The sequence below is a fragment of the Nocardioides sp. L-11A genome (assembly GCA_029961745.1).
Taxonomy (GTDB): Bacteria; Actinomycetota; Actinomycetes; order Propionibacteriales; family Nocardioidaceae; genus Nocardioides.
Genome location: CP124680.1, coordinates 3,449,404 through 3,474,650, shown reverse-complemented (window position 1 = coordinate 3,474,650; position 25,247 = coordinate 3,449,404). Strand labels below are relative to the sequence as shown.

Here is a 25,247-nt window from a genome sequence, read left to right as displayed (position 1 = left end):
TCCTCCCCAGGTCGCAGGAGCGAGCAGTGAACGAACCGATCGTAGGAACCGCGGCCGGCGAGGTGCGCGGCCGGCGCGAGGATGGGGTGCGCGCGTTCCGCGGGATCCCGTACGCCGAGCCGCCGACCGGTTCGCTCCGCTTCGCCGCGCCGGTGCCGCGGGCAGCGTGGACCGGCGTGCTCGACGCGGGCGACTTCGGCCCCGCCCCGGTGCAGGACACGATCCTGGCCGCGCGGCCGTCGCTGTGGAACCCCGGCGACGGGCACGACTGCCTGACCGTGAACCTCTGGCGTCCCGACACCGAGGACGACGGCCTCCCGGTCCTGGTGTGGATCTACGGGGGCGCCTTCCGGATGGGCAGCAGCAGCGAGCCGTACTACGACGGCGCCGCGCTGGCCCGGGCGGGGGTGGTCCTGGTCTCGCTCAACTACCGGGTCGGGTTCCAGGGCTTCGGCAGCCTGCCGGACGCTCCGGAGAACCGCGGCCTGCTGGACCAGCTGACCGCGCTGGAATGGGTCCGCGACAACGTCGCCTCGTTCGGTGGCGACCCGGGCCGGGTCACGGTGTTCGGCGAGTCCGCCGGCGCGAGCTCGGTCGCGATCCTGCTCTCCGCACCGCGTGCGAAGGGCCTCTTCTCCCGCGCGATCGCCAGCAGCCCCGCCTCGGGGATGGCCGATCCGGCCCAGACCGTGCGGGTGACCGCCGCGATCGCGGACGCACTCGGTCGCCCCGGCACCGCCGCGGGCCTGGCCGACGTGCCCGACGCGGATCTGCTGGCCGCCCAGGCGCAGGCGCCGGTCGCGCTCGGTAGCCCGGTGCCGGCATTCGTCCCGGTGATCGACGGGGAGACCGTCCTCGCCGAGCCCGCCGCCGCCCTCGCGGCCGGGCACGGTCACCCGGTCGACCTGCTGGTCGGCGCCAATGCCGACGAGGCGACCATCTTCACCCTGCCCCTTCCGGAGGAGGCGATGGACCCCGAGCGCCTGGCGCGCGCGCTCGGCCTGGACGACGCCGGGCTGGCGGCGTACCGGGAGCTCGTGGGGGAGGCGGCCGGCGCCCGGGCGCTGCACACCCGGATCTTCTCCGACGGCCTGTTCCGGATGACCGCGCTCGACCTGGCCCGGACCCATGCGCGCAGTGGCGCCGGCCGCACCTTCCGCTACGAGCTCGGGTGGCCGAGCCCCGCCCTGGACGGCGCGCTCGGCGCGTGTCACGCGCTGGACCTGCCGCTGGTGTTCGGCAACCTGGACTGCCCCGAGAGCCACCGGCTGCTCGGCGGGCCGCCGAGCCGGGACGCCGCTGAGGTCTCCGCCTCGATGCGCGCGGCCTGGGTGGCGTTCGCGACCACCGGAGCTCCGGGCCCCGACTGGCCGGCGACGACGATGGCGGGCTCGCCGGCCCGGATCATCGACACGCCCGGCCGGATCGAGGCCGGGCACCTGGACGCGGAGGCGGCGATCTGGGCGGAGCACTCCACGCGGTTCACCCACTGACGCGCCGGGAGAGCCCCCGGGGCAGCCGCCCACGACGTACCCTCAGGGGGACGGCTCTGCCGTCAGCACCGCCACCGCGGGCCCCGGCCCCCTGATCGAGGACAGCAGCCCCACCCCATCATGGACAACGCAGCATGACCGCTCTGCTCTACCTGCTCGGCGTCGTCGTCTTCGCGGCGGCGATCCTGGCGTCGATCGGGCTCCACGAGCTCGGCCACCTGATCCCGGCGAAGAGGTTCGGCGGGAAGGTGACCCAGTACTTCATCGGCTTCGGGCCGACCGTGTGGAGCCGGCAGGTCGGCGAGACCGAGTACGGCGTCAAGGCGATCCCGCTCGGCGGCTACGTCAAGATCGTCGGGATGCTCCCGCCGGGCGCCGTCGCGCTCGCCGACGAGGTGACGGAGGAGCTCGACGCCGACGGCCGTGTCATCGGGCAGGTGGTGCGGGTCCGCAAGTCCAACACCGGCATGTTCACCCAGCTGGTCTCCGACGCGCGGGCGGCCGAGTGGGAGACGATCCGGCCCGAGGACGCCGACCGGCTGTTCTACAAGTTCCCCTGGTGGAAGAAGGTCATCGTCATGGGCGGTGGCCCGACGGTGAACATCCTGATCGCCTTCCTGATCTTCACCGGCGTCTTCGCGACCTACGGCAACCCGGGGGACCGGGCGATCGAGACGACGATCGCGCAGGTGAACGCCTGCGTCCTCGCCCCGGACGAGTCGGGCCGGGTGTGCACCGAGGAGGAGGTCCGCGACCAACCGACACCGGCGTACTCCGCAGGGCTCGCGGCCGGCGACCGGATCGTGTCCTTCAACGGCACCGCGATCACGAGCTGGGAGCAGGTGCAGGCGCTGGTCAAGGCCAACGGCACCGACCAGGCCGAGATCGTCGTCGAGCGCGACGGCCGCGAGGTCACCGTCGAGACCCAGACCGTGGTCCGCCCACCCGACGAGGCCGGCGGCAAGGTCGACGAGACCGTCGGCTTCCTCGGCGTCGTCCCGGACAGCCACCCGACCACCGGCGGTGTGGCGTACACGGTCGGCCAGATGGGTCATATGACCGTCGAGGTCGTGAAGTCCCTGGCCACGCTGCCCGCCAAGGTGTGGGGCGTCGCCAAGGCGATCGTCGGCCTCGAGGAGCGCGACCCGACGGGTCCGGTCAGCATCGTCGGCGGCGGCCGGCTGGCCGGTGAGACCGCCGCCCACGAGGAGATCCCGCTGGATGGCAAGGTCGTCTCGCTCTTCCTCCTCATCGCCGGTTTCAACTTCTTCATCGGCATGTTCAACTTCGTGCCGCTGCTGCCCCTCGACGGCGGCCACATCGCCGGGGCGTTGTGGGAGGCGCTGCGGCGGGGCTGGGCCCGGGTGCGCCGGCTCCCGGACCCCGGGTACGTCGACGTGGCGAAGCTGCTCCCGATCGCGTACGTCGTCGGCATGGCGGTGCTCGTCATGGGCGTCGTGCTGATCGTCGGCGACCTCGTCGTCCCCGTGCACCTGGAGTCCTGAGCGACGGGCATCGGGACCGGCGCCGACCGACTCAGCCGGCGTACTGCGGGTCGGGCGGCGTCACCCACTGCACGAGCTGGTAGATCACGCCGTTGGGATCGGCCATCTGGAAGTAGCGCTCACCCCAGGGCTCGGTCTCGATCGGCGTGACGATCTTGACCCCTTCTCCGCGCAGCCGCTCGTAGTCGGCGTCGATGTCCTCGACGGTGAACACGACGAGCAGTCCGTCGGCGCGCCCGGCGGCGGCCGCCGGCTTGAAGGTCGGCAGCCCGGTGCGCAGGTAGATCAGGTGGCAGCCGGAGTCGGGGTGGGCGAGCGAGCAGAAGCCGTCGGCGGCCATCTGCTCGGTGAACCCCAGGTGCCGTCGCACCCAGGTGGCGGACGCCTCGACGTCCGGGACGTTGAGCGAGACGGCGGTGGCGGTGATGCGCATGGACTCTCCTGTCAGCAAACACTGTACGTCGTACAATGTACAACGTATAACGATCGTGTGGGAGAATGGTTCCCGTGACCGCGCACACCGGATCGGGCGAGCCCAGCCGCACCCTCGCGCTGCTGTGGGGGGAGCCCGGTGCCGATGGCGCCGCGCCGCGCCGCAAGGGCCCGGTCCGGTCGGTGACGGTGGCCCAGGTGGTCGACGCGGCGCTCGCGCTCGCGGACGCCGAGGGCCTGGCGGCGGTGACCATGCGCGCGGTCGCCGAGCGGGTGGGGATCTCCGCGATGTCGGTCTACACCTACGTCCCCGGCAAGCCCGAGCTGCTCGACCTGATGGTCGACGCCCGCTACGCCCGGATGGCGCGCGCGCCGTGGGCGGGGGAGACCTGGCGGGAGCGGCTCACCGCCGTGGCGCTGGCCAACCGGGCCCTGCTCACCGAGCATCCCTGGCTCACCGAGGTGGCCGCGCTGAGCCGGCCGCCGCTCGGCCCCGGGGTGTTGGCGAAGTACGAGCACGAGCTCGCCGCCCTCGACGACACCGGGCTCAGCGACGTCGACACCGACGCGGCACTGATCTTCGTGCTCGGCTTCGTGCAGGCCCACTGCCGTGCCGCGCACGACGCCGCCCGGGTCGGCACGGACTCCGCACTGAGCGACGCCGAATGGTGGGCGGCCAACCAGCCGCTGCTCGCGCAGGCCTTCGACCCGCAGACCTATCCGCGCGCGGTCCGGATCGGCGCCGCCGCCGGGGCGGCCCAGGGGAGTGCATGGAGCGCGGACCGGGCCTGGGAGTTCGGTCTGGCCCGTACGCTCGACGGCCTGGCCGCCCTGATCGGCGATGGGGGCGGCTGACGGGCGAGCCTCTAATCTTGGTGCCATGACGTCGATCAGCCCGACCATCAGCTTGGGCATGCCGGCCGCGCCGCCGCCGGTGCTCGCCCCCCGCCGCCCGACCCGCCAGATCCGGGTGGGCAAGGTCGGGGTCGGCAGCGACCACCCGATCTCGGTGCAGTCGATGACCACGACGCTCACCTCCGACGTCAACACCACGCTCCAGCAGATCGCCGAGCTCACCGCCGCGGGCTGCGACATCGTCCGGGTCGCCTGCCCCAGCCAGGACGACGCCGACGCGCTGCCCGAGATCGCCCGCCACAGCCAGATCCCGGTCATCGCCGACATCCACTTCCAGCCGAAGTACGTCTTCGCCGCGATCGAGGCCGGCTGCGCCGCGGTCCGGGTCAACCCGGGCAACATCAAGAAGTTCGACGACCAGGTCAAGGAGATCGCGGCCGCCGCCAAGGACCACGGCACGTCGATCCGGATCGGCGTCAACGCCGGCTCGCTCGACAAGCGGCTGCTGGAGAAGTACGGCAAGGCCACCCCCGAGGCCCTCGTCGAGTCGGCGGTCTGGGAGGCGAGCCTCTTCGAGGAGCACGGCTTCCGCGACTTCAAGATCTCGGTCAAGCACAACGACCCGGTCGTCATGGTCCGCGCCTACGAGCTGCTCGCCGAGCAGGGCGACTGGCCGCTGCACCTCGGCGTGACCGAGGCCGGCCCGGCGTTCCAGGGCACCATCAAGTCCGCCACCGCCTTCGGTGCGCTCCTCTCGCGCGGCATCGGCGACACCATCCGGGTCTCGCTCTCGGCGCCGCCGGTCGAGGAGGTCAAGGTCGGCATCCAGATCCTCCAGTCGCTCAACCTGCGCCCGCGCAAGCTCGAGATCGTCTCCTGCCCCTCCTGCGGCCGCGCCCAGGTCGACGTCTACACGCTCGCCGAGCGGGTCACCGCGGGCCTCGACGGTCTCGAGGTCCCGCTTCGCGTCGCGGTCATGGGCTGCGTCGTCAACGGTCCCGGCGAGGCGCGCGAGGCCGACCTCGGCGTCGCGTCCGGCAACGGCAAGGGCCAGATCTTCGTCAAGGGCGAGGTCATCAAGACCGTGCCCGAGTCGGAGATCGTGGAGACGCTGATCGAGGAGGCGATGAAGATCGCCGAGTCGATGGAGCCGGTCGAGGGTGCGGAGCCCTCGGTGTCCGTCGGCTGATCCGACGCCCGCTGCGGCTTCACCACGGGATGGAGGGGAGCCCGCGCTTCAGTCGTGGAACTCCACGACGGAAGCGACGCTTCGGCTACATCCCGTGATGAACCCGACGCCGAGGCGCCAGACGGCCACGTCCTGTCACGTCGCGGGCCGCACCACTAGGCTCGGGCCGTGTTGACCACCCGGCATGGCGTGCGCGTCCTCGCGCAGGCCGACCTCCCCGCCTTCGTGGCCCTCGCGGGTCGCGACCCGGTCGTCAACGTGTTCGCGATCCACCGCGCCCACACCACCAACCTCGAGCCGCGCTGGCTCGGCGGCGAGATGTGGGGCCGGTTCGAGGGCGGCCACCTGGTCGCCGCCTGCCACGTCGCCGCCAACCTGGTGCCGGTCCAGGCCACGCCGGAGGACGCCGAGGTGTTCGCCGGGCGCGCGCTCGCCCGGCGCCGTACCGCCTCGACCATCGTGGGCCCCCAGGACGCCGTCCGCGCGTTCTGGCACCAGGTCGGCCCCGAGTGGGGTCACCCGCGCGACGTCCGCTGGGACCAGCGCCACCTGGTCATCGACGGCGAGCCGCTGGTCGCGCCCGACCACGGCGTGCGCTGCGGGACCCAGGACGACCTCCGCACGCTCTACCCGGCCTGCGTCGCGATGTACACCGAGGAGGTCGGCGTCTCGCCCGAGGTCGGTGGGGGAGCCGACCTCTACCGAGCCCGGGTCGCGCAGCTGGTCAGCCGCGCCTGGTCCTTCGTCCGGTACGACGGCGACGAGCTCGTCTTCAAGGCCGAGGTCGCCTGCGCCACGCCCGACGCGGCGCAGATCCAGGGTGTCTGGGTGCCGCCGCACCGCCGCGGTCAGGGACTCGCGACCGCCGGCATGGCCGCCGTCGTCCGCCAGGTGCGGGCCCGGATCGCGCCCACCGTCTCGCTCTACGTCAACGACTGGAACCACGCGGCCCGCGCCGCCTACGAGCGGGTGGGCTTCACCGAGACCGCGCGCTTCGCGACCGTGATGTTCTGAGCCTCACGGGTCGATCCTCAGGGTGTCGAGGCGTGGCAGGCCGCTCCACAGCGGCCGGGACGCGATGTCGGTGACCTCCTCGAGGGTGGCCGCCGGGTTCTCCCGCCACCACCGGGCCACGCCGTCCGCACCGCCGGAGCGCTCCGGAGTGTTACTGGTTCGCGACACCCGTGGGCACCGCCGTAGGCTTCGCCCCGTGCTGATGCGGATGTCGACCCTGTTCGTCCGGACCTTGCGAGAGGACCCCGCGGATGCGGAGGTCCCGAGCCACCGGCTGCTCGTGCGCGCCGGCTACATCCGCCGTGCCGCGCCGGGCATCTACACCTGGCTGCCGCTCGGCCTGGCCGTGCTGCGCAAGATCGAGGGCATCATCCGCGACGAGATGAACGCCATCGGCGCGCAGGAGGTGTCCTTCCCCGCGCTGCTGCCGCGCGAGCCCTACGAGGCGACCAACCGCTGGAGCGAGTACGGCGACAACATCTTCCGGCTGCAGGACCGCAAGGGCGCCGACTACCTGCTCGGCCCCACCCACGAGGAGATGTTCACGCTCCTCGTCAAGGACATGTACGGCTCCTACAAGGACCTGCCCCTCAGCCTGTACCAGATCCAGACCAAGTACCGCGACGAGGCACGTCCGCGCGCCGGGCTGCTGCGCGGTCGCGAGTTCACGATGAAGGACTCCTACTCCTTCGACGTCAGCGACGCCGGCCTCGACGCGTCCTACCAGCGCCACCGCGACGCGTACGTCCGGATCTTCGACCGCCTCGGCTTCGACTACGCGATCGTCAAGGCGACCGCCGGCGCGATGGGCGGCTCGAAGTCCGAGGAGTTCCTGGCCAAGTCCGCTGTCGGCGAGGACACCTACGTCCGCTGCACCCACTGCGACTACGCCGCCAACGTCGAGGCGGTCCAGGTCCGTCCGCCCGCCCCGGTGGCCTACGACGGGGTGCCGGCCGCGCACGCCGAGGAGACGCCCGACACGCCCACCATCGACACCCTGGTCGACCATCTCAACGAGGCGTTCCCCCGTGCGGACCGGCCCTGGGCTGCCGGCGACACGCTCAAGAACGTGCTCGTTCTGCTCAAGCACCCCGACGGCACCAGCGAGCCGCTGGCCATCGGCCTGCCCGGCGACCGCGAGGTCGACCAGAAGCGACTCGAGGGGCAGCTGGAGCCGATCGAGGTCGAGCCGATGGACGAGGCGGAGCTCGCGAAGCACCCCGCGCTGGTCAAGGGCTATATCGGCCCCGGTGTGCTGGGCGAGGACAACAAGAGCGGCATCCGCTACCTGGTCGACCCGCGCGTCGCCGAGGGCACCCGCTGGGTGACCGGCGCCGACGTCGCCGGCTCCCACGTGATCGACCTGGTCGCCGGCCGCGACTTCACCGCCGACGGCACCATCGAGGCCGCCGAGGTCCGCGACGGGGACGCCTGCCCGAACTGCGCCGAGGGCACGCTCGAGTCGGCCCGCGGCATCGAGATGGGCCATGTCTTCCAGCTCGGCCGCAAGTACGCCGACGCGCTCGACCTCAAGGTCCTCGACGAGAACGGCAAGCTGGTCACCGTCACCATGGGCTCCTACGGGATCGGCGTCACCCGCGCGGTGGCCGCGATCGCGGAGGACACCCTCGACGAGATCGGGCTGTGCTGGCCGCGTCACGTCGCCCCGGCCGACGTCCACGTGGTCGCCGCGGGCAAGGAGGAGGCCGTCTTCGCCGCCGCCGAGGAGCTCGTCGCCGGGCTCACGGCCGCCGGCCTCGACGTCATCTACGACGACCGCGCTGGCAAGATCAGTCCCGGCGTGAAGTTCAAGGACGCCGAGCTGATCGGCGTGCCGACCATCGTGACCGTCGGTCGCGGCGTGGCCGACCCCGACAACAGGGTGATCGAGGTCAAGGACCGCCGCACCGGCGAGCGTCAGGAGCTCCCGCTCGTCTCGGCGGTGGGCGAGATCCAGGCCCTGGTCCGAGGCTGAGGCCGATGGCCCGCGTGACCTGCCCGGTCCTCGGGCAGCGGGTCACCACCGCCGAGGAGGCGGCTGCGCACATCCGTCCCGGCGACTCGGTCGGCATCAGCGGCTTCACCGGTGCCGGCTTCCCCAAGGCGGTGCCTCGGGCCCTGGCCCGCCGGATCGGGGAGGCGCACGAGCGCGGCGAGGACTTCCGGATCGGACTGTGGTCGGGGGCCTCGACCGGCCCGGCGGTCGACGGCGCCCTGGCCGAGGTCCACGGGCTCGCCAAACGGCTGCCCTACAGCTCCGACCCGGCGCTGCGCAGGCTCGTCAACAGCGGCGAGGTCGACTACGTCGACGCCCATCTGTCCCACTCCGGGCAGCAGGCGTGGTTCGGGTTCTACGGCCCGCTGGACGTCGCTGTCGTCGAGGTGACCGCGATCCTGCCCAACGGCCTCCTCGTGCCCGGCACCTCCGTCGGCAACAACAAGACCTGGCTGGACCGCGCCGACAAGGTGATCTTGGAGGTCAACCGCTGGCTGCCGCGCGACCTCGAGGGCTTTCACGACGTCTACTACGGCGCGGCCGTGCCGCCACACCGCATCCCCATCCAGCTCACCCATCCCCTGCAGCGCATCGGCGACCCGTACCTGCGCGTCGACCCCGCCAAGGTGGTCGCCGTGGTGGAGACCGACGAGCCGGACCGCAACAGCCCGCTCGACGCGCCGGATGACAGCTCGCGCGCGATGGCCGAGCTCCTCGTCGACTTCCTGCGCCACGAGGTGAGTGCCGGGCGGATGCCGCCGGGACTGCTGCCGCTGCAGTCCGGTGTCGGCAGCACGCCGAACGCGGTGATGGAGGGCCTGCAGCACGCCGAGTTCGAGGGCCTCACCTCGTTCACCGAGGTGATCCAGGACGGCCTGCTCGACCTGCTGGACGCCGGGAAGCTGGCCTCCCTGTCGGCCACCTCCTTCGGACTCTCCCCGGCCGGACAGCAGCGCTTCCTCGACAACGTCGGCTCCTACAAGGGGCGGATCCTTCTGCGCAGCCAGGAGATCTCGAACCATCCCGAGCTGGTGCGTCGTCTCGGGGTCATCGCGATCAACGGCATGATCGAGGCGGACATCTACGGCAATGTGAACTCCAGCCACGTGATGGGCTCGGCGATCATGAACGGCATCGGCGGCTCGGGCGACTTCGCCCGCAACGCCTACCTCAACTTCTTCGTCTCCGACTCGCTGGCCAAGGGCGGCCTGATCTCCTCGATCGTGCCGATGGTCAGCCACGTCGACCACACCGAGCACGACGTGCACGTGCTCATCACCGAGCAGGGACTGGCGGACCTGCGTGGCCTCTCGCCGTCGGACCGTGCCGACCGGGTGATCGCCCAGTGTGCCCACCCCGACTACCGCGACCGGCTGCGCGACTATGTCGCCCGGGCCAGAGCGGCCCGGCCGGAGGCCCGGCACACGCCGCACCTCCTGGAGGAGGCGCTCGGCTGGCACGCGGCCTACCTCCGCGACGGTCGGATGTGACAGCCCCGGAGGCAGGGGCACAGGGGACTACGCTTCCCTCGGACGGACGGAGGAGCATGGGGATCGAGGCGGTCATCTTCGACTGGGGCGGCACGCTGACCGCCTGGCACGACATCGACTTCCACGCCGAGTCGCTCGCGCTGGCGCAGGCCGTGCTGAGGACCCCCGACACCTCGGACGACCACCACGCCCACGCGGCCCGGCTGCACCTGGCCGGCAGCGTGATCTGGGGGCGCAGTCGCGACCACCAGCAGAGCGCGACGATCGCCGACCTGTTCGACGCGGCCGGCCTCGACCACGATCCCGACCTGCTCGATGCGTACTACGGCTTCTGGGAGCCGCACACCCTCACCGATCCCGAGGTCGCCCCGCTGTTCAACTGGCTGCGGGCCGAGGGGATCAAGGTCGGTGTGCTGTCGAACACCATCTGGCCGCGCGCCTGGCACCGCGGCTTCTTCGAGCGCGACGGCGTCCTCGAGCTGATCGACGGCGACGTCTACACCAGCGAGGTGCCCTGGACGAAGCCGTCCCCCGAGGCGTTCCGCGCGGCGATGACCGCCGTCGGTGTCGAGGATCCGGCGACATGCGTGTACGTCGGCGACCGGCTCTTCGATGACATCTGGGGCGCGCAGAACGCCGGCATGCGCGCGGTCCACGTGCCGCACAGCGTCATCCCGGTCGAGCAGATCGGTCACACCGAGGGGGCGCCGGACGCCGTGGCCGGCCGACTCGCCGACCTGCCGGGACTGCTCGCCCCCTGGCGCTGAGGGACCCCGGAGCCGCCTGATCCACGCTCAGGTGAGGGTTCCCCGATCTGCAGGTTTGTGCAGTGCACATTTATGAGGATCGCGATGACGGGCTCCCGGACGCGTTCTGTTGCATGATTGTGCACACGGCGATCGGTGAGCCCCACCTCTCCCGTCGCCCATGACCGTTGTCCCCGGTCACCAGCGGTTCGCGACCCCGGCTTTCGGGGGACGTCTCGGGAGTTCCCCGGATGTCGGAGGTCGCGAACCGCTGGCGTTTTTGCCGGCCCATGTCCGGCATCCGTCCGCCGCCCCCGGGGCTCGCGCCACGTGACGGGCAGCGCCTCAGAGCCCGGGCAGGCGGTCCGGCCGGGCGCCGAAGTCGAGGCCGCGCACCGCGGCGTCGAGCAGCGCCTCGATCGCCCACGCGCGGGCGTCGTCGACCGTGCTGGCCACGAGGTAAGCGTAGGTCGCGGCCGCGGACTCCTCGAGCTCGCGTGCGCGGGTGGTGACCGCGGCCGGCGTGGCGAGGTCGGCGGGCAGGCCGTAGCCGGGCTCCGCCGCCACCGGCTCCGCGCCGGTGGCGTGCAGCCGGGCCATCAGGTCGTCGCGCCGGGTCCGGTGCACGGCGTACGCCGCGGTGAGGGCCGCGTAGAGGTCCGGGCTGCCGGACTCGGAGGTCTGGCCGCCCAGGGCGCCGTAGACGAAGACGGCAGCATGCTCGGCGGCCAGCGTCGTCTGCAGCGCAACGACGCCGGCGTCGTCCCCGCCGTCCCCGGACCCGGCAGGCTCGTCGGACCCGTCGGGGGGCGGTGCGACCGGGGTGGTGGTCATGACCGGACCGCCTGCTGCTGGGCCAGGGCTGCGGCCATGGCGGCCAGCACCTGGGCGAGACCGCCGCTGTGGGCCTGCTGGGCCGCCGCGACCAGCCGCTGCTGCAGCGCGGCCTCCGCGGCGAGCAGGGCGACCCAGGCCTGCGTCGGGTCGCCCGCGACGTCCGGGGCGTCGGTGGTCACGGAGCCGCCCAGTTCGGCGGCATGGGCGTCGTGGATCCGGGCCAGTCGGGCGGCGCGCCGCGCCAGGCCGGGGACGGCCGCGGACGTGGCCGCGGCCAGCGCGCCGGTGGTCGAGATCGCCGCGACGACGTCCTCGACGAGGGTGCCGTCGGCGTCCTCGGCCGGTGCCGTCGGGGTGACCGCGCCCGACACGCCCGGGTCATCGGTGTCGTCCGGGCCGCCGAGGACGCCGTCGATGAGGTCGCATCCCGCGAGGGTCAGCGCCGCGCCGCCGATCCCGCCGGCGAGGACCAGGCGCCGCGAGAGGGGCAGGGGACTGTCGGGCACCCGGTGACCCTATATCGACGGGTAGGGTGGGCCCCGCACAGCCACAACAGGACACGGGGAGGACTCGCCCATGGGTACTCATTCCGCTCAGGGAGCGACAGCAGAGCGGATCGAGCACGTCCTCGTCGCTCCTCTCGCCGAGCTCGGCCTCGATCTCGAGGCCGTCGAGCTCACCCCGGCGGGGAAGCGTCGCGTGCTGCGGATCGCCGTCGACACCGACGGCGGGCTCACGCTCGACGACGTCGCCGCGGCGACCAAGGTGATCGACCGGATCCTGGAGGACGACGGCCCCGACGGCGCCGCGCGGGCGCTCGGCGAGCTGCCCTACACGCTGGAGGTCACCTCCCGCGGTGTCGACCGGCCGCTGACGCTGCCGCGCCACTGGCGTCGCAACGCGGGCCGGCTGGTCAAGGTGACGCTCACCGGCGACGACACCGTCACCGGTCGGATCGGCGCGTCCGACGACGACGGTGTCGTGCTGGACGTGGCCGGAGTCGAACGGCGTCTCGCCTACGGCGACGTCGTCAGGGCGCTGGTGCAGATCGAGTTCAACCGCAAAGACACGAGTGACAAGGACGCCGACTGATGGACATCGACCTCAGCATCCTCCGGACGCTGGAGCGCGAGAAGGAGATCAAGTTCGACGTCCTCGTCGAGGCGATCGAGCAGGCGCTGCTGACGGCGTACCACAAGACCGAGGGCTCGGTCGCCCAGGCCCGGGTCGAGCTGAACCGCAAGACCGGGCACGTCACGGTGCTGGCCGCGGAGCTCGACGCCGAGGGCACCAAGGTCGGCGAGTACGACGACACGCCCGACGGCTTCGGCCGGATCGCGGCGACGACCGCCAAGCAGATCATGCTGCAGCGCCTGCGCGACGCCGAGGACGAGATCAAGTTCGGCGAGTTCTCCGGCAAGGAGGGCGACATCATGTCCGGCGTCATCCAGCAGGGACGCAATCCCGACGACGTGCTCGTCGACCTCGGCCGGATCGAGGCGCACCTGCCCGCCGGCGAGCGGGTCCCGGGCGAGGACTACGCCCACGGCACCCGGATCAAGTGCCTCGTGGTCTCGGTCCGCAAGGGCATGCGCGGCCCGCAGGTGACGCTGTCGCGCTCACACCCCAGCCTGGTGAAGAAGCTGTTCGCCCTGGAGGTCCCCGAGATCGCCGACGGCACCGTCGAGATCGCAGCGATCGCCCGGGAGGCCGGGCACCGCACCAAGATCGCGGTCAAGTCCACCGTCTCCGGCGTCAACGCGAAGGGCGCCTGCATCGGCCCGATGGGCCAGCGGGTCCGCAACGTCATGGCCGAGCTGGGCGGCGAGAAGATCGACATCGTCGACTGGTCCGACGAGCCGGCGAAGCTGGTCGCCAACGCGCTCTCGCCGGCCCAGGTCCAGTCGGTCACGGTCGTCGACGAGGCCGCCCGCTCGGCCCGTGTCGTGGTGCCGGACTTCCAGCTCTCCCTGGCGATCGGCAAGGAGGGCCAGAACGCCCGCCTGGCCGCCCGCCTGACCGGCTGGCGGATCGATATCCACTCCGACGAGGAGGCGTAGACACCCGCAGGGTCGCCTCGGACCGGTCCCGGTTCGTGAAGTCGGCCACCCAGCGGGTAGAGTCGACCCTTGGTGGCACGCCGACTGAATTCCCCTGCGCGACCTGACGATCCTCACCTGGTGGGACCCGTCCGGACCTGCATCGGATGCCGGGAGCGGGCCAGCACAAGCGAGTTGTTGCGGATGACCGCCGGCTCGGGCCCCGACGGCCAACCGGTCGTCGTACCCGATCCTGACGGCACCGCGCCCGGGCGTGGAGCGCACCTGCACCCCACGACCGGTTGCTACGACCTCGCCGTACGTCGCAAGGCTTTTGCGCGCGCGCTCCGGATCAGCGGAGCCGCGCTGGGCGACGCGCGGGTGGGGGAGTACATCGCCACCCGGGCAGCAGCGACTCGGACCGATCCGACCGACAGAGACTGGAGCAACAGCTCATGAGCACTCGATGAGTACCTCGCGATGAGCCAGTTCGTTCTGCACCACCCACCAACGGTCTGAGATCCACCCCGGGTCTGGGCCAGAAGGAGAACCGTGGCCAAGACCCGAGTTTCCGAACTCGCGAAGCAGTACGGCATCAAGAGCGCCGACGCGCTCAAGATGCTGAGTGACATCGGAGAGTTCGCCAAGACTGCGTCCTCGAGCATCGAGCTTCCTGCCGTCAAGAAGTTCGAGGCGACCTACGGAGCCGAGCTCCTCGCCAAGATGAAGCCCGTCGGCGAGGCGGGCGGCGAGGCGGCCAAGCCTGCTCCCAAGGCTCCGGCCAAGAAGGCCGCCGCCGCGCCCGAGGCCCCTGCCGCGTCGGCTCCGGCCGTCGAGGCCCCCGCCGCTCCGGCTCCGGCCGCGCCCGAGGCCCCCGCCGCCGAGACGCCTGCCGCCAAGCCGGGCGGCCCGCGTCCCGGCCCCCGGCCCGGCCCGGCCAAGGCCCCGGCCGCCCCCGAGGCGCCCCCGGCCGAGGAGAAGCCCGCCGCTGCCGCGGCTCCGGCCGCCCCGGAGGCTCCCGCGGCTCCGGCCGCTCCGGCCGCCAAGCCGGCCGCGCCGAAGCCCCCGACGCCCAAGGCTCCCGCCCCGGCCCCGCGCCCGGTCGGCAAGCCCGGCGGCACCCCGCGTCCGGGCAACAACCCGTTCGCGCCCAGCCAGGGCATGGGCCGTCGTCCCGCCCCGCCGCCGCGCGAGGGCGAGGCCGGCCCGGCCGGCCCGCGCCCGCCGGCGGGTGCCGGCGGCGGTGGCCGTCCCGGCATGCCGCGGCCCAACCCGGCGATGATGCCCAAGTCCGCCGGCTCGTTCGGCCAGGGCGGCCCCGGCGGTCGTGGCCCCGGCGGCCCCGGTCGTCCCGGCCCCGGTGGCCGTGGTCCGGGCGGTCCCGGCCGGGCCGGTGCGCCCGGTCGTGGCGGTGCCGGCGCGGGTGCCGGTGCGCCCGGTGGTCGCGGTCCCGGTGGCTTCGGTCCCGGTGGCGGCGGTCGTCCCGGTGGCGGTGGCCGTCCCGGTCAGCGTGGCCAGACCCAGGGTGCCTTCGGGCGCCCCGGCGGTCCGGCTCGGCGTGGTCGCAAGTCCAAGCGGGCGCGTCGCCAGGAGTTCGAGGCCATGGAGGCCCCGACGATCGGTGGCATGCGGGTCCGCAAGGGCAACGGCGAGACGATCCGTCTCGCCCGGGGCTCCTCGCTGACCGACTTCGCCGAGAAGATCGGCGTCGACGCGGCCTCGCTGGTGCAGATGCTCTTCCACCTCGGCGAGATGGTCACGGCCACCCAGTCGGTGGGCGACGAGACGCTGGAGCTGCTCGGTGACGAGCTCAACTACGTCGTCGAGGTCGTCTCCCCGGAGGACGAGGACCGTGAGCTGCTCGAGTCGTTCGACATCGAGTTCGGTGCCGACGAGGGCGGCGAGGACGACCTGGTCGTCCGCCCGCCCGTCGTGACCGTCATGGGTCACGTCGACCACGGTAAGACCCGCCTCCTCGACGCGCTGCGCAACGCCAACGTCGTCGAGGGCGAGGCCGGTGGCATCACCCAGCACATCGGTGCCTACCAGGTCCACACCGAGGTCGACGGCGACGACCGCCGGATCACCTTCATCGACACCCCGGGTCACGAGGCGTTCACCGCCATGCGTGCCCGCGGTGCGCAGGCGACCGACATCGCCATCCTGGTGGTCGCGGCCGACGACGGCGTCATGCCGCAGACGGTCGAGGCGCTCAACCACGCCAAGGCGGCCAACGTGCCGATCGTGGTCGCGGTCAACAAGATCGACAAGGAGACCGCGGACCCGACCAAGGTCCGTGGCCAGCTCTCCGAGTACGGCCTGGTGCCCGAGGAGTACGGCGGCGACGCGATGTTCGTCGACGTGTCCGCCAAGGCGGGCCTCAACCTCGACAAGCTGCTCGAGGCGGTCGTGCTCACCGCCGACGCGTCCCTCGACCTGCGGGCCAACCCGGTGCAGGACGCACAGGGCCTCGTGGTCGAGGCGCACCTCGACCGCGGACGCGGTCCGGTGGCGACGATCCTGGTCCAGCGCGGCACGCTGCGGGTCGGCGACTCGATCGTCGCCGGTCCGGCCCACGGCCGCGTCCGGGCCATGCTCGACGAGCACGGCAACGAGCTGACCGAGGCCGATCCGGCCCGGCCCGCGATGGTGCTCGGTCTCTCGTCCGTCCCGGGCGCCGGCCAGAACTTCATCGTGGTCGAGGACGACCGGATGGCCCGCCAGATCGCCGAGAAGCGCGAGGCGCGCGAGCGGGCGGCCATGCAGGCCAAGCGCCGCGTGCGTCGTACTCTCGAGGACTTCATGGCCTCCATGGAGAAGGGCGAGAGCCAGGAGCTCAACCTCATCCTCAAGGGCGACGTGTCCGGCTCGGTCGAGGCCCTCGAGGACGCGCTGGCGCAGATCGACGTCGGCGAGGAGGTCAACCTCCGGGTCATCGACCGCGGTGTCGGTGCGATCACCGAGACCAACGTCGACCTGGCGGCGGCGTCCGACGCGATCATCATCGGCTTCAACGTCCGCCCGCAGGGCAAGGCGGGTCAGATGGCCGAGAAGGAAGGCGTCGAGATCCGCTACTACTCGGTCATCTACCAGGCGATCGAGGAGATCGAGGCCGCGCTCAAGGGCATGCTCAAGCCCGAGTACGAGGAGCAGACGCTGGGCCAGGCGGAGATCCGCGCGATCTTCCGCTCGTCCAAGATCGGCAACATCGCGGGCTGCATGGTCATCGACGGCGTCATCCGGCGCAACGCGAAGGTCCGGGTGCTCCGCGACGGTGCGGTCATCGCCGACAACCTCGACCTGGCCTCGCTCAAGCGGGAGAAGGACGACGCGTCGGAGGTTCGGGAGGGCTTCGAGTGCGGTCTCGTGCTCAAGAACTTCCAGGACATCAAGGAGGGCGACATCGTCGAGGCCTTCGAGATGAAGGAGATTCCGCGCTCCTGACGGGGTTACGCCCCGCGCGGCGCGGATTCACCACGGTATGTAGTTCGGCCCTCGCTTCCCCGGTGGAGTTCCACCGGGGAAGCGAGGGTTCGTCTACATCCCGTGGTGAATCCGCCACCACCGGTGGCGCACCGCCACCGCCCCAGAACTGATAGGAACTGACCATGGCCAGCCCGCGCGTGCGCAAGATCGCCGACCGGATCCAGGTGATCGTCGCCGAGATGCTCGAGCGGCGGATCAAGGACCCGCGCCTCGGCTTCGTCACCGTGACCGAGGTCCGGCTCACCGGCGACGCGCAGAACGCCACCATCTACTACACCGTCCTGGGCGAGGACGCCGATCAGCAGGCGACCGCGACCGCGCTGGAGTCGGCCAAGGGCGTGCTGCGCTCCGAGGTCGGCAAGCAGCTCGGCATGCGGCATGTCCCGACGCTGGCCTTCGAGTTCGACGGGGTGCCGGAGACGGCGCGCCACCTCGACGAGCTGCTGGCCCGGGCCCGCGAGGCCGACGCGGCCGTCGCCGCCGCCCGTGCCGGCGCCCAGCCGGCGGGCGAGGCGGACCCGTACAAGAAGCCGCGCGAGGCCGAGCCCGACGAAGAGGCCGAGGACGCCGAGTGACCGCGTCCGGCGTGCCGTCGGGTCTCGTCGTCGTCGACAAGCCCGGAGGCATGACCTCGCACGCCGTCGTGTCCCGAGTGCGCCGGGCGATGGGCACCCGCAAGGTGGGTCACGCCGGCACCCTCGACCCGATGGCGACGGGCGTGCTGGTGCTGGGCGTCGAGCGGGCCACCCGGCTGCTCGGTCACCTGATGCTCACCGAGAAGACCTACGACGCCACGGTGCGCCTCGGCAGGTCGACGTCGACCGACGACGCCGAGGGCGAGGTCGTCGCCGACACCCCGGCGGGGGGCCTGGCCACGGCGGCGGTCCTGGCCGCCTTCGAGGAGCAGGTCGGCGACATCCTCCAGGTGCCGACGGCGGTCAGCGCGATCAAGGTCGACGGCAAGCGCGCCTACCAGCGGGTCCGCGACGGCGAGCAGGTCGAGCTCACGGCCCGTCCCGTGACCGTCCACGAGCTGACGGTGCACGGTCAGCGGGTCGTGGGCGACTGGCTGGACGTCGACATCACGGTCCGCTGCTCCAGCGGCACCTACATCCGGGCCATCGCCCGCGACGTCGGCAGCGCGCTCGGGGTCGGCGGGCACCTGACCGCGCTGCGCCGTACCGCGGTCGGGCCGTTCACCCTGGCCCAGGCCGACACCGACCTCGACCGGCTCACCCCCATCCCGCTCGAGCGGGCCGCGCGTGACTGCTTCCCCGCCCTGGATCTCGACGCCGACCAGGCCCAGGCGGTCCGCTACGGCCGGCCGCTGCCGCTGAGGATCGACACGCTCACCGGCGTGTTCGCGCCGAGCGGCGAGTTCCTCGCGCTCTACCGCCCGGAGGGCGGAGCCGCCCGTCCCGCGGCCGTGTTCGTCGGCTGACTTCGCCGCGATCCGTGGCTGGACGCCTACTGCGCGACACCCCAGCGGCGCGCTCGCGGCGTTGCGAACGCTCAACAGTCAACCAGACTGCCCTCGCGCTCGCGCCTTGCGATCACACCCCTGGAGCGCTGCTCGCTACGACGCCCATCCGCGGATCCAGGCTTCGGCTCCGGGCACCGATGTGGGAGAGTTGCCGCCGTGCGAGTGTGGCGTGACTTCTCCGACGTGCCCCGCGATCTCGGTCGCACGGTCGTGACGATCGGGAACTTCGACGGCATGCACCTCGGCCACCAGCACGTCATCCGGCGCGCGCGGGAGGTGGCGGCCGAGGTCGAGGCCACGACACCGATCGACAGCGTGGTCGCGGTGACCTTCGACCCCCACCCGATCGCGGTGCTGCGCCCCGAGCACGCGCCGCCCACCATCACGACCATCGATCAGCGACTGCGGCTGCTGGGCGAGGCCGGGGTCGATGACGTGCTCGTCATCCCGTTCTCCCGCGACATCGCGGCCTGGACGCCGGCGGAGTTCATCGACCGGATCCTGCTCGACACGCTCCATGTGCGGGCGGTCGTCGTCGGCGCCAACTTCCGCTTCGGCAACCGGGCCGCGGGCGACTGCAACCTGCTGCGCGCGGCGGGCGCCGAGCACGACTTCGTGCTGGAGGAGGTCAGCCTCGACGGGGGCCCGCAGGTCTGGTCCTCGACCTACGTCCGGACGTGTCTGGCCGCCGGCGACGTCAGCGGCGCGGCGGAGGCGCTCGGCCGGCTCTTCACGGTCGCGGGCGTGGTCATCGAGGGCGACAAACGGGGCCGCGAGCTCGGCTACCCGACCGCCAACGTCCCGGTCCGCTCCGGTGCGGCCGCGCCCGCCGACGGCGTCTACGCCGGCCGGTTCACCCTGCTCGACGGGCCGGACGCCGGGACGACGTACCCGGCCGCGATCAGCGTCGGCACCAACCCGACCTTCGCCGGCGAGCGTGAGCGCCGGGTCGAGTCGTATGTGCTCGACCGCACCGACCTCGAGCTCTACGGCAGGGAGGTCGAGGTCGCGTTCGTCGACCGGCTGCGCGGCATGGTGCGCTTCGACTCGGTCGAGGACCTGCTCACGGCGATGGCCGACGACGTCGACCGGGCGCGGACCATCCTCGCCGACTGACGGGGTGCCCATGACCGGTGCACAGGACGACGTCGCCGCCGCCGAGGGGTGGTTCGTCGAGCACGGGCTGCCCTACTTCGTCGACGACGTCCGGGCCGGCGTGGCCCGCGGACTGGGCCGCGGCCGGCTTCTCGGCGTCCTCGCGGTGGCCGTCGTGCTGGGGGTGGCCGGTGGGTGCGGCGTGGGGGCCGGGCTCGGCGCGGCCGCCGGCCTGGGCGGCGGGCTGACCGTCGCGGGCATCGTCGCCGCCGCCTATGCCGTGGCGACCCTGCGGGCCTGGCTGATCGTGGGCTGGGCGGTGCGGCGCACCCTGCGATCCTTCGGCCTGGTCCTGCCGCTGGTCACCCGCGCGCTGCCGTTGCTCCTGCTGTTCATCACCTTCCTGTTCATCAACGCCGAGGTGTGGCAGGTCGCGGCCAGCCTCGACGGCGGCGTGCTGTGGGTGGCCGTCCTGCTGTTCGCCGCGATCGCGGTGGGCTTCCTGCTGTCCCGGCTCCCTGAGGAGCTGGACACCGTCGACGCCGGCCTGCGCGGCCTGGAGCGGGTCAACCTGCTGTTGGTGCTGCTCGTCGCCCAGGCCGTCCAGGTGCTGCTGCTGGCGCTCGCGGTGTTCGCCTTCTTCATCCTGTTCGGCGTGGTCGCCATGGAGCCGTCGGTGGTGAGCCAATGGACCGGCGGGACACTGCACCCGCCGGACGGTGCTGTAGGCGACTGGCTCGGCGACAGGCTCAGCCTCGAGCTGCTGCGGGTCTCGACCTTCCTGGCCGCGTTCAGCGGGCTCTACTTCACCGTGTATGCCGTCACCGACGAGCTCTACCGCAAGCAGTTCTTCACCGTGGTGATCCGCGAGCTGGAGCAGGCGGTCGAGGCCCGGACGGCGTACCGAGGCCTCCGCGACGGGGCCGGCGCGTGACCCCGGTCGTCCTCGACTGCGACACCGGCACCGACGACGCGGTGGCGATCCTGCTGGCCGCCCGGCACCCCGATCTGGACCTGGCGGGGGTGACCACCGTGTGGGGCAACCACGACGTGCGCCACACGACCGACAACACGCTGCGGGTCCTCGACCTGGCCGGCCGCGGCGACGTCGGCGTCCACCCCGGCCGCAACGGCCCCGTCCGGCCGCGGATCGAGTCGCTGCCCAGCGGTCGGGCGGACCTGCCGCCGACCCTCGACCTGCCGGCCCCGTCATCGACGGCGGGCACCGAGGCGGTCGAGTGGCTGGTGGAGACGCTGCGCGCAGCCGTCGAGCAGGTCGCCGTCGTCGCCACCGGGCCGCTGACGAATATCGCGGCCGCGCTCGCCGCCGACCGGCGCGTGGCGGGCTCCGTGAGGCGGCTCGTCGTGCTGGGCGGAAGCCATCGGCAGGCCGGCGTGACGCCGTACGCCGAGCGGAACGTGTGGTGCGACCCGGAGGCCGCCGCCGACGTGTTCGCCGCGCCGGTCCGCGACGTGCTGCTGGTGACGATGGACGCCACGTTCTCCGCCCCGCTCACCGCCGCTGACGCGGCCCGGCTGCGTTCGCTCGGGACACCGGCCGCCGACACGGCTGCCGACCTCCTCGACGCCCGGATCGCCTGGTACCGCCGGGACCCCACCATGGCCGCGCTCGGCGCCGCGCCGCTGCACGACCCCCTCGCCGTGGCCGCGCTGGTCGCCCCGGGGCTGCTCACCACGCTGCGGGCGCAGGTGCGGGTGGAGCGCGCCGACCCGACGACCTACGGCGCCACGCGGTTCGCCGCCGAGGTCGACGACGCGCGGGGCCGGGCGTCCGTCGCGATCCGCGCCGACCGGGCGCGGTATGTGGACCTGCTCTGTGCGACCTTGGGGAGCCGCGCGACTCAGCCGGAGTAGCGGGCGAGCAGTGCGGCCACCTCGTCGCGGTCGTCGGGCAGCCCGACGACCATCCGGGCGAGCTTGGCGTTGCCGTTGGTCGGCCCCCAGGTCGCGTCGTTGGCGAGCAGGGCCGCGACGACCGCGCACTGCGCGGGCGTCCAGTCCGGAGCGGGGTCGGGGCGGACGCCGGGCGTGAAGACGACGTCGGGGAAGGTGCGCCGGAGGATGGGCGCGACGTCCGAGTCGACCGTGAAGGCGCCGCCAGCCGCGATCATCGCGGTCAGGGCGGGAACCAGGTCGGCCAGGGGCAGGTCGCGCTCGAGCAGGCCGGCGAGCAGGACGAGCCGGAGGTGCCGGTCGAGCTGCGGCGGTCGCTGCGTGAACCACGCGTCGCAGGCCGCCGGGTCCCGCAGCGCGTCGAGGAGCACCGCGGTGGCGACCGGGCCGCTCGCGCCGAGCGCGGCGCAGGCCCGCACCGCCGGATCGGGATCGTCGAGCCACGGCTCCGTGGCGCCGCCGGCGTCGCGGACCGCCAGCACCCGGGCGGCCTTCTCGTCGCGGTCGGCGGCCGTGGCCACCAGCGCGGCTAGCTCGGCCGTCGCGGGCGAGCGCCCCGGCTCGCCCAGCAGCGCCGCAGCAGCGCCCAGGGCGCCCACCGCCTCGCGTCGTACGGCGGGGTCGGGGTCGTCGAGCAGGGGAGTGCCGGCGGCGACGACGTCGGCGGCGAGGGCGCGGACGTCGGCCACCGCCCCGCGCATGAGCAGGTCGACGACGGGGAGCGACCAGGCGTCCTCGTCCTCGGCGGCACTGGCCCTCAGGAACGCGTCGACCGCGGCCGGGTCGGGGGCCGGCACCGGATCCGATCCGAGGTCGGCCTGTCGCGCGGCGTCCATCGCCCAGCCCAGCCACTGCAGCATCCCGGCGCGTGCCGAGGCGGCGGCCGGATCGGCGACCAGCGCGGCCACCCGGGCGACGGCGACCGGGGTCGCGGTCCAGATGGTGCCCTGGTGCAGGACCGCCCCGTCGAGGTGGTCGAGCGCCTCCTCCGCGGCGTCGGCATCGCCGCTGGCGAGGGCGGCGAGGTGGGCCGGGGTGTCGGTGGCCGGGCCGTAGGCGTGGAAGAGCCGGTCCCAGGTCGTCGCGGTCACGGCGTCACCGTAGCGGGTGGGTCATTCCTCGACCCGGCCGCGCAGCTGCTTGGTCCGCCCGCGCTGCCGCTTGGCCTCCAGGCGGCGCTCCTTCGAGCCGCGGGTCGGCTTCGTCGGGCGCCGGGGCGGTGGTGGGGGAGCGAGCAGCTCGCGCACGCGGGCCGCGAGCCGCTCGCGGGCTGCGGTGCGGTTGCGGTGCTGCGAGCGGTGCTCGTGGGCGACGACGACGAGCGGTCCTTCGTGGCGGCGGGTCAGGCGGGCGCGCTGCGGCTCGTCGAGCACGGCGGAGGCCGCCGGGTCCCAGATCAGCTCGACGCGGGTGTCGGTGGTGTTGACCGACTGCCCGCCCGGGCCCGGGGAGCGGGAGAAGCGCTCCTCCAGCTCGCCGTCGGGGATGACCAGTCCGGCGGGCAGGCCGGGGCCGGGTGGGACGGTCAGGTCCACGGCCCCACCGTGACCGGTACGCCGGACAGTGCGGCGTTGCCCGACACGTCGAGGCGCTCGGGGTCGGTGAGGTCGTTGATCGAGACGCCGGCGACCCCGGCCGCGACGCCCAGCCGGGTGCCGTCGCGGCCGTGACCGTAGCCGTGGGGGAGCGAGACCACTCCGGGCATCACGTCGTCGGTGGCGCTGACCTCGACCTGCACCTCGCCGACCCGCGATCGGACGGTGACCGTCGCGCCGTCGAGCAGCCCGCGGGCGTCGAGGTCGGCCGGGTGCATGAGCAGCTGGTGGCGCGCCCGGCCCCGGGTGAGCCGGTCGGTGTTGTGCATCCAGGAGTTGCAGTCGCGCTGGTGGCGCCGGCCGATGAGCAGCAGCTCGCCGTCCCGCGGCAGCGCCTGCTCGCGGAGGCGGGCGACGTCGTCGGCGACGAGGGCGGGGAGCGCGTCGATCCGGCGCTCCCGGGTCCGCAGCCGGCCGGGCAGCTGGCCGGCCCGCAGCGGCCCGAGGTCGACGCCCTGCGGGTGCCGGCGCAGCTCGGTGAGGGTCGTCTGCGAGCGGCCCGAGCGCAGCAGCATCCCGATCAGGAAGGTCGGGCTCATCCGCATCCGTGCCTCGGCCGCGATCCGGCGCTTCAGCGGCGGCTTCCGGCGCCGGCGGCGGGTCACCCGCAGGTAGAGGTCGCGGAAGATCTCCCAGTCGTGGCGCTGGTCGCGCCCCTTGGCGAACACCGCGGGCGTGAACCGCGCCGTGTTGCGCACGGCCAGGAGGTGGAAGACGAGGTCGTAGTGGTCGCGCTCCAGCAGCGTCGTCGGCGGCAGGATCACATCGGCGTGCCGGGTGGTCTCGTTGATGTAGAGGTCGATCGCGGCATAGAAGTCCAGGCCCCCGATCGCGCGGTCGAGTGCCGCGCCGTCGGGTGTCGACAGCACCGGGTTGCCGGCGACGGTGAGCAGCGCCCGCACCTGCCCGTCGCCGGGCGTCTCGATCTCCTCGCGCAGCACCGACACCGGCAGCTCGCCGCCGAACTCGGGCGCCTGTCGCACACGTGAGCGGTGCCGGTCGTGGTGGCCCCTGCCGATCAGTCCCCGCCCGACCGCGTCGATCGCCGGGGTGGTCACCAGCACGCCGCCCTCCCGGTCCAGGTTGCCGGTGACCAGGTTGGCCAGCTGGATCGCCCACTGACACACGGTCCCGAACGCCTGGGTCGAGACCCCGATCCGGCCGTAGGCGGCCGCACCGTCCGCGGCGGCGAACTCCCGGGCGATGCGGCGCAGCTCGCCGGCGGGCAGGCCGCTGGCCCGCTCGGCGAGCTCGGGGGTGAAGGGCGCGACCAGCTCCTCGACGGCGGCCAGCCCGTCGACGTACGCCGGCGGTCGGGTCAGGCCCTCGGCGAACAGCACGTGCAGCAGCGCGAGCAGGACCCACGCGTCGGTGCCGGGCCGCACGAAGTGGTGCTCGTCGGCCGCCTTCGCGGTCTCGGTGCGGCGCGGGTCGAACACGACCATCCGGCCGCCGCGGCCGTGCAGCTCGCGCAGCCGGGCCGGGAAGTCGGGCACCGTCATGAGGGAGCCGTTCGAGGCCATCGGGTTGGCGCCGAACACCAGGAAGTACGACGTCCGGTCGATGTCGGGCACGGGCAGCAGCAGCTGGTGGCCGTAGAGGAGGTAGCCGATCAGCTGGTGGGGGAGCTGGTCGACCGAGGTCGCGCTGAACTTGTTGCGGGTGCGGAACGACTGTGCCAACGCCACGCCGTGGGTCATCGCGCCCAGGCTGTGCACGTTGGGGTTGCCGAGGTAGATCGCCAGGGCGTCCTCACCGTGCTCGTTCACCGCGGCGGCGAGACCGTCGGCGACCAGGTCGAGCGCCTCGTCCCAGCCGATCTCCTCCCAGCGCGTCTTCTCGCCGTCGCCGACGCGGCGGACCGGGCGGCGCAGCCGGTCGGGGTCGGCGTGGATGTCGCCGATCGCGACGCCCTTGGGACAGATGTGGCCCCGGGAGAGCGGGTCGTCGGGGTTGCCGCGGACCCCGGTCACCCGCTCGCCGCCTCCGGTCCGCTCGACCGTCAGCAGCAGCCCGCAGGCGGCCTCGCACAGGTTGCACACGCCGATCTGCTGTCGGACCTGGGGTCGCTCCATCTC

The 25,247-nt window shown here is 73.0% G+C and carries 24 protein-coding genes; 17 read left to right on the top strand and 7 right to left on the bottom strand.

The window, feature by feature from the left end; translation table 11 throughout:
* The first annotated feature begins 26 nt into the window (after nt 1-26).
* Together QJ852_16710 and QJ852_16705 are read left to right on the top strand one after the other, a co-directional pair.
* The gene (locus tag QJ852_16710) at nt 27-1,493 is read left to right on the top strand and encodes a carboxylesterase family protein (GenBank protein ID WGX94792.1); all 1,467 of its coding nucleotides are present in this window, start codon (nt 27-29) and stop codon (nt 1,491-1,493) included.
* Nucleotides 1,494-1,627: 134 nt separating this feature from the next.
* Nucleotides 1,628-2,998, top strand: a complete 1,371-nt coding sequence (locus tag QJ852_16705; protein WGX94791.1) for a site-2 protease family protein — start codon at nt 1,628-1,630, stop codon at nt 2,996-2,998.
* Nucleotides 2,999-3,029: 31 nt separating this feature from the next.
* Here QJ852_16705 and QJ852_16700 read toward each other — a convergent pair whose 3' ends face one another.
* Entirely contained in the window at nt 3,030-3,431 is a 402-nt protein-coding gene (locus tag QJ852_16700; protein ID WGX94790.1) for a VOC family protein, read from the bottom strand.
* 74 nt (nt 3,432-3,505) lie between these two features.
* Here QJ852_16700 and QJ852_16695 point away from each other — a divergent pair, with 74 nt between their 5' ends.
* The 3 genes from QJ852_16695 (at nt 3,506) to QJ852_16685 (ending at nt 6,488) form a co-directional block, all read left to right on the top strand.
* Nucleotides 3,506-4,285 (top strand): TetR/AcrR family transcriptional regulator C-terminal domain-containing protein, encoded by a 780-nt coding sequence (locus QJ852_16695; protein ID WGX94789.1) that lies wholly within the window; start codon nt 3,506-3,508, stop codon nt 4,283-4,285.
* Between the two features lie 25 nt (nt 4,286-4,310).
* Entirely contained in the window at nt 4,311-5,474 is a 1,164-nt protein-coding gene (ispG, locus tag QJ852_16690) for a flavodoxin-dependent (E)-4-hydroxy-3-methylbut-2-enyl-diphosphate synthase (GenBank protein WGX94788.1), read from the top strand.
* A gap of 168 nt (nt 5,475-5,642) precedes the next feature.
* Nucleotides 5,643-6,488, top strand: a complete 846-nt coding sequence (locus QJ852_16685) for a GNAT family N-acetyltransferase (protein ID WGX94787.1) — start codon at nt 5,643-5,645, stop codon at nt 6,486-6,488.
* Nucleotides 6,489-6,491: 3 nt separating this feature from the next.
* Here the strand turns inward: QJ852_16685 and QJ852_16680 are convergent, their stop codons facing one another.
* On the bottom strand, nt 6,492-6,656 hold the full coding sequence (locus tag QJ852_16680; GenBank protein WGX94786.1) for a hypothetical protein: 165 nt from the start codon (nt 6,654-6,656) through the stop codon (nt 6,492-6,494).
* A 28-nt stretch (nt 6,657-6,684) separates the two neighbouring features.
* Between QJ852_16680 and QJ852_16675 the strand changes: the two genes are divergently transcribed.
* From QJ852_16675 to QJ852_16665, 3 genes are read left to right on the top strand one after another with little or no spacing between them, the layout of a single operon-like run.
* On the top strand, nt 6,685-8,463 hold the full coding sequence (locus QJ852_16675) for a proline--tRNA ligase (protein ID WGX94785.1): 1,779 nt from the start codon (nt 6,685-6,687) through the stop codon (nt 8,461-8,463).
* 5 nt (nt 8,464-8,468) lie between these two features.
* On the top strand, nt 8,469-9,974 hold the full coding sequence (locus QJ852_16670) for an acetyl-CoA hydrolase/transferase family protein (protein WGX94784.1): 1,506 nt from the start codon (nt 8,469-8,471) through the stop codon (nt 9,972-9,974).
* A 56-nt stretch (nt 9,975-10,030) separates the two neighbouring features.
* Complete coding sequence (locus tag QJ852_16665) at nt 10,031-10,741, top strand: HAD family hydrolase (protein ID WGX94783.1); 711 nt, start codon at nt 10,031-10,033, stop codon at nt 10,739-10,741.
* 324 nt (nt 10,742-11,065) lie between these two features.
* Here QJ852_16665 and QJ852_16660 read toward each other — a convergent pair whose 3' ends face one another.
* A complete protein-coding gene (locus QJ852_16660) occupies nt 11,066-11,554 on the bottom strand; it encodes a DUF4439 domain-containing protein (GenBank protein ID WGX94782.1) in 489 nt (162 codons plus the stop codon).
* The gene (locus tag QJ852_16655) at nt 11,551-12,063 is read right to left on the bottom strand and encodes a hypothetical protein (GenBank protein WGX94781.1); all 513 of its coding nucleotides are present in this window, start codon (nt 12,061-12,063) and stop codon (nt 11,551-11,553) included. Before QJ852_16655 ends, QJ852_16660 begins: the two co-directional genes overlap by 4 nt.
* 70 nt (nt 12,064-12,133) lie before the next feature.
* Between QJ852_16655 and rimP the strand changes: the two genes are divergently transcribed.
* The 9 genes from rimP to QJ852_16610 all read left to right on the top strand — a co-directional run bounded on the left by rimP (nt 12,134) and on the right by QJ852_16610 (nt 21,535).
* On the top strand, nt 12,134-12,649 hold the full coding sequence (rimP, locus tag QJ852_16650) for a ribosome maturation factor RimP (GenBank protein WGX94780.1): 516 nt from the start codon (nt 12,134-12,136) through the stop codon (nt 12,647-12,649).
* Nucleotides 12,649-13,617, top strand: coding sequence for a transcription termination factor NusA (nusA, locus tag QJ852_16645; GenBank protein WGX94779.1), 969 nt, complete (start codon nt 12,649-12,651; stop codon nt 13,615-13,617). Before rimP ends, nusA begins: the two co-directional genes overlap by 1 nt.
* A gap of 120 nt (nt 13,618-13,737) precedes the next feature.
* Nucleotides 13,738-14,055, top strand: coding sequence for a YlxR family protein (locus QJ852_16640; protein WGX94778.1), 318 nt, complete (start codon nt 13,738-13,740; stop codon nt 14,053-14,055).
* 93 nt (nt 14,056-14,148) lie between these two features.
* The gene (infB, locus tag QJ852_16635; protein WGX94777.1) at nt 14,149-17,040 is read left to right on the top strand and encodes a translation initiation factor IF-2; all 2,892 of its coding nucleotides are present in this window, start codon (nt 14,149-14,151) and stop codon (nt 17,038-17,040) included.
* A 164-nt stretch (nt 17,041-17,204) separates the two neighbouring features.
* Entirely contained in the window at nt 17,205-17,657 is a 453-nt protein-coding gene (gene rbfA / locus QJ852_16630) for a 30S ribosome-binding factor RbfA (protein WGX94776.1), read from the top strand.
* The gene (truB, locus tag QJ852_16625) at nt 17,654-18,523 is read left to right on the top strand and encodes a tRNA pseudouridine(55) synthase TruB (GenBank protein ID WGX94775.1); all 870 of its coding nucleotides are present in this window, start codon (nt 17,654-17,656) and stop codon (nt 18,521-18,523) included. The genes rbfA and truB overlap by 4 nt, the downstream gene beginning before the upstream one ends.
* A gap of 198 nt (nt 18,524-18,721) precedes the next feature.
* Nucleotides 18,722-19,681, top strand: a complete 960-nt coding sequence (locus tag QJ852_16620; GenBank protein WGX94774.1) for a bifunctional riboflavin kinase/FAD synthetase — start codon at nt 18,722-18,724, stop codon at nt 19,679-19,681.
* Between the two features lie 10 nt (nt 19,682-19,691).
* Nucleotides 19,692-20,594 (top strand): hypothetical protein, encoded by a 903-nt coding sequence (locus QJ852_16615; GenBank protein ID WGX94773.1) that lies wholly within the window; start codon nt 19,692-19,694, stop codon nt 20,592-20,594.
* Nucleotides 20,591-21,535: a nucleoside hydrolase gene (locus tag QJ852_16610; protein WGX94772.1), complete on the top strand. Its 945-nt coding sequence runs from the start codon at nt 20,591-20,593 to the stop codon at nt 21,533-21,535. Before QJ852_16615 ends, QJ852_16610 begins: the two co-directional genes overlap by 4 nt.
* Here QJ852_16610 and QJ852_16605 read toward each other — a convergent pair.
* The 3 genes from QJ852_16605 to QJ852_16595 are packed head-to-tail and all read right to left on the bottom strand — an operon-like array spanning nt 21,523 to nt 25,244.
* Nucleotides 21,523-22,665: a hypothetical protein gene (locus QJ852_16605; GenBank protein WGX94771.1), complete on the bottom strand. Its 1,143-nt coding sequence runs from the start codon at nt 22,663-22,665 to the stop codon at nt 21,523-21,525. The genes QJ852_16610 and QJ852_16605 overlap by 13 nt on opposite strands.
* Nucleotides 22,666-22,686: 21 nt before the next feature.
* The gene (gene arfB, locus QJ852_16600) at nt 22,687-23,109 is read right to left on the bottom strand and encodes an alternative ribosome rescue aminoacyl-tRNA hydrolase ArfB (protein WGX94770.1); all 423 of its coding nucleotides are present in this window, start codon (nt 23,107-23,109) and stop codon (nt 22,687-22,689) included.
* On the bottom strand, nt 23,100-25,244 hold the full coding sequence (locus QJ852_16595; protein ID WGX94769.1) for a molybdopterin-dependent oxidoreductase: 2,145 nt from the start codon (nt 25,242-25,244) through the stop codon (nt 23,100-23,102). The genes arfB and QJ852_16595 overlap by 10 nt, the downstream gene beginning before the upstream one ends.
* Between the last annotated feature and the right edge of the window lie 3 nt (nt 25,245-25,247).

Bases quoted from the DNA above. Each gene is read 5' to 3' on its own strand.
- rimP (WGX94780.1), top strand. From the start codon at position 12,134: ATGGGTACTCATTCCGCTCAGGGAGCGACAGCAGAGCGGATCGAGCAC.
- QJ852_16615 (WGX94773.1), top strand. From the start codon at position 19,692: ATGACCGGTGCACAGGACGACGTCGCCGCCGCCGAGGGGTGGTTCGTC.
- nusA (WGX94779.1), top strand. From the start codon at position 12,649: ATGGACATCGACCTCAGCATCCTCCGGACGCTGGAGCGCGAGAAGGAG.
- rbfA (WGX94776.1), top strand. From the start codon at position 17,205: ATGGCCAGCCCGCGCGTGCGCAAGATCGCCGACCGGATCCAGGTGATC.
- QJ852_16700 (WGX94790.1), bottom strand. From the start codon at position 3,431: ATGCGCATCACCGCCACCGCCGTCTCGCTCAACGTCCCGGACGTCGAG.
- QJ852_16660 (WGX94782.1), bottom strand. From the start codon at position 11,554: ATGACCACCACCCCGGTCGCACCGCCCCCCGACGGGTCCGACGAGCCT.
- QJ852_16595 (WGX94769.1), bottom strand. From the start codon at position 25,244: ATGGAGCGACCCCAGGTCCGACAGCAGATCGGCGTGTGCAACCTGTGC.
- QJ852_16670 (WGX94784.1), top strand. From the start codon at position 8,469: ATGGCCCGCGTGACCTGCCCGGTCCTCGGGCAGCGGGTCACCACCGCC.
- QJ852_16705 (WGX94791.1), top strand. From the start codon at position 1,628: ATGACCGCTCTGCTCTACCTGCTCGGCGTCGTCGTCTTCGCGGCGGCG.
- ispG (WGX94788.1), top strand. From the start codon at position 4,311: ATGACGTCGATCAGCCCGACCATCAGCTTGGGCATGCCGGCCGCGCCG.
- QJ852_16665 (WGX94783.1), top strand. From the start codon at position 10,031: ATGGGGATCGAGGCGGTCATCTTCGACTGGGGCGGCACGCTGACCGCC.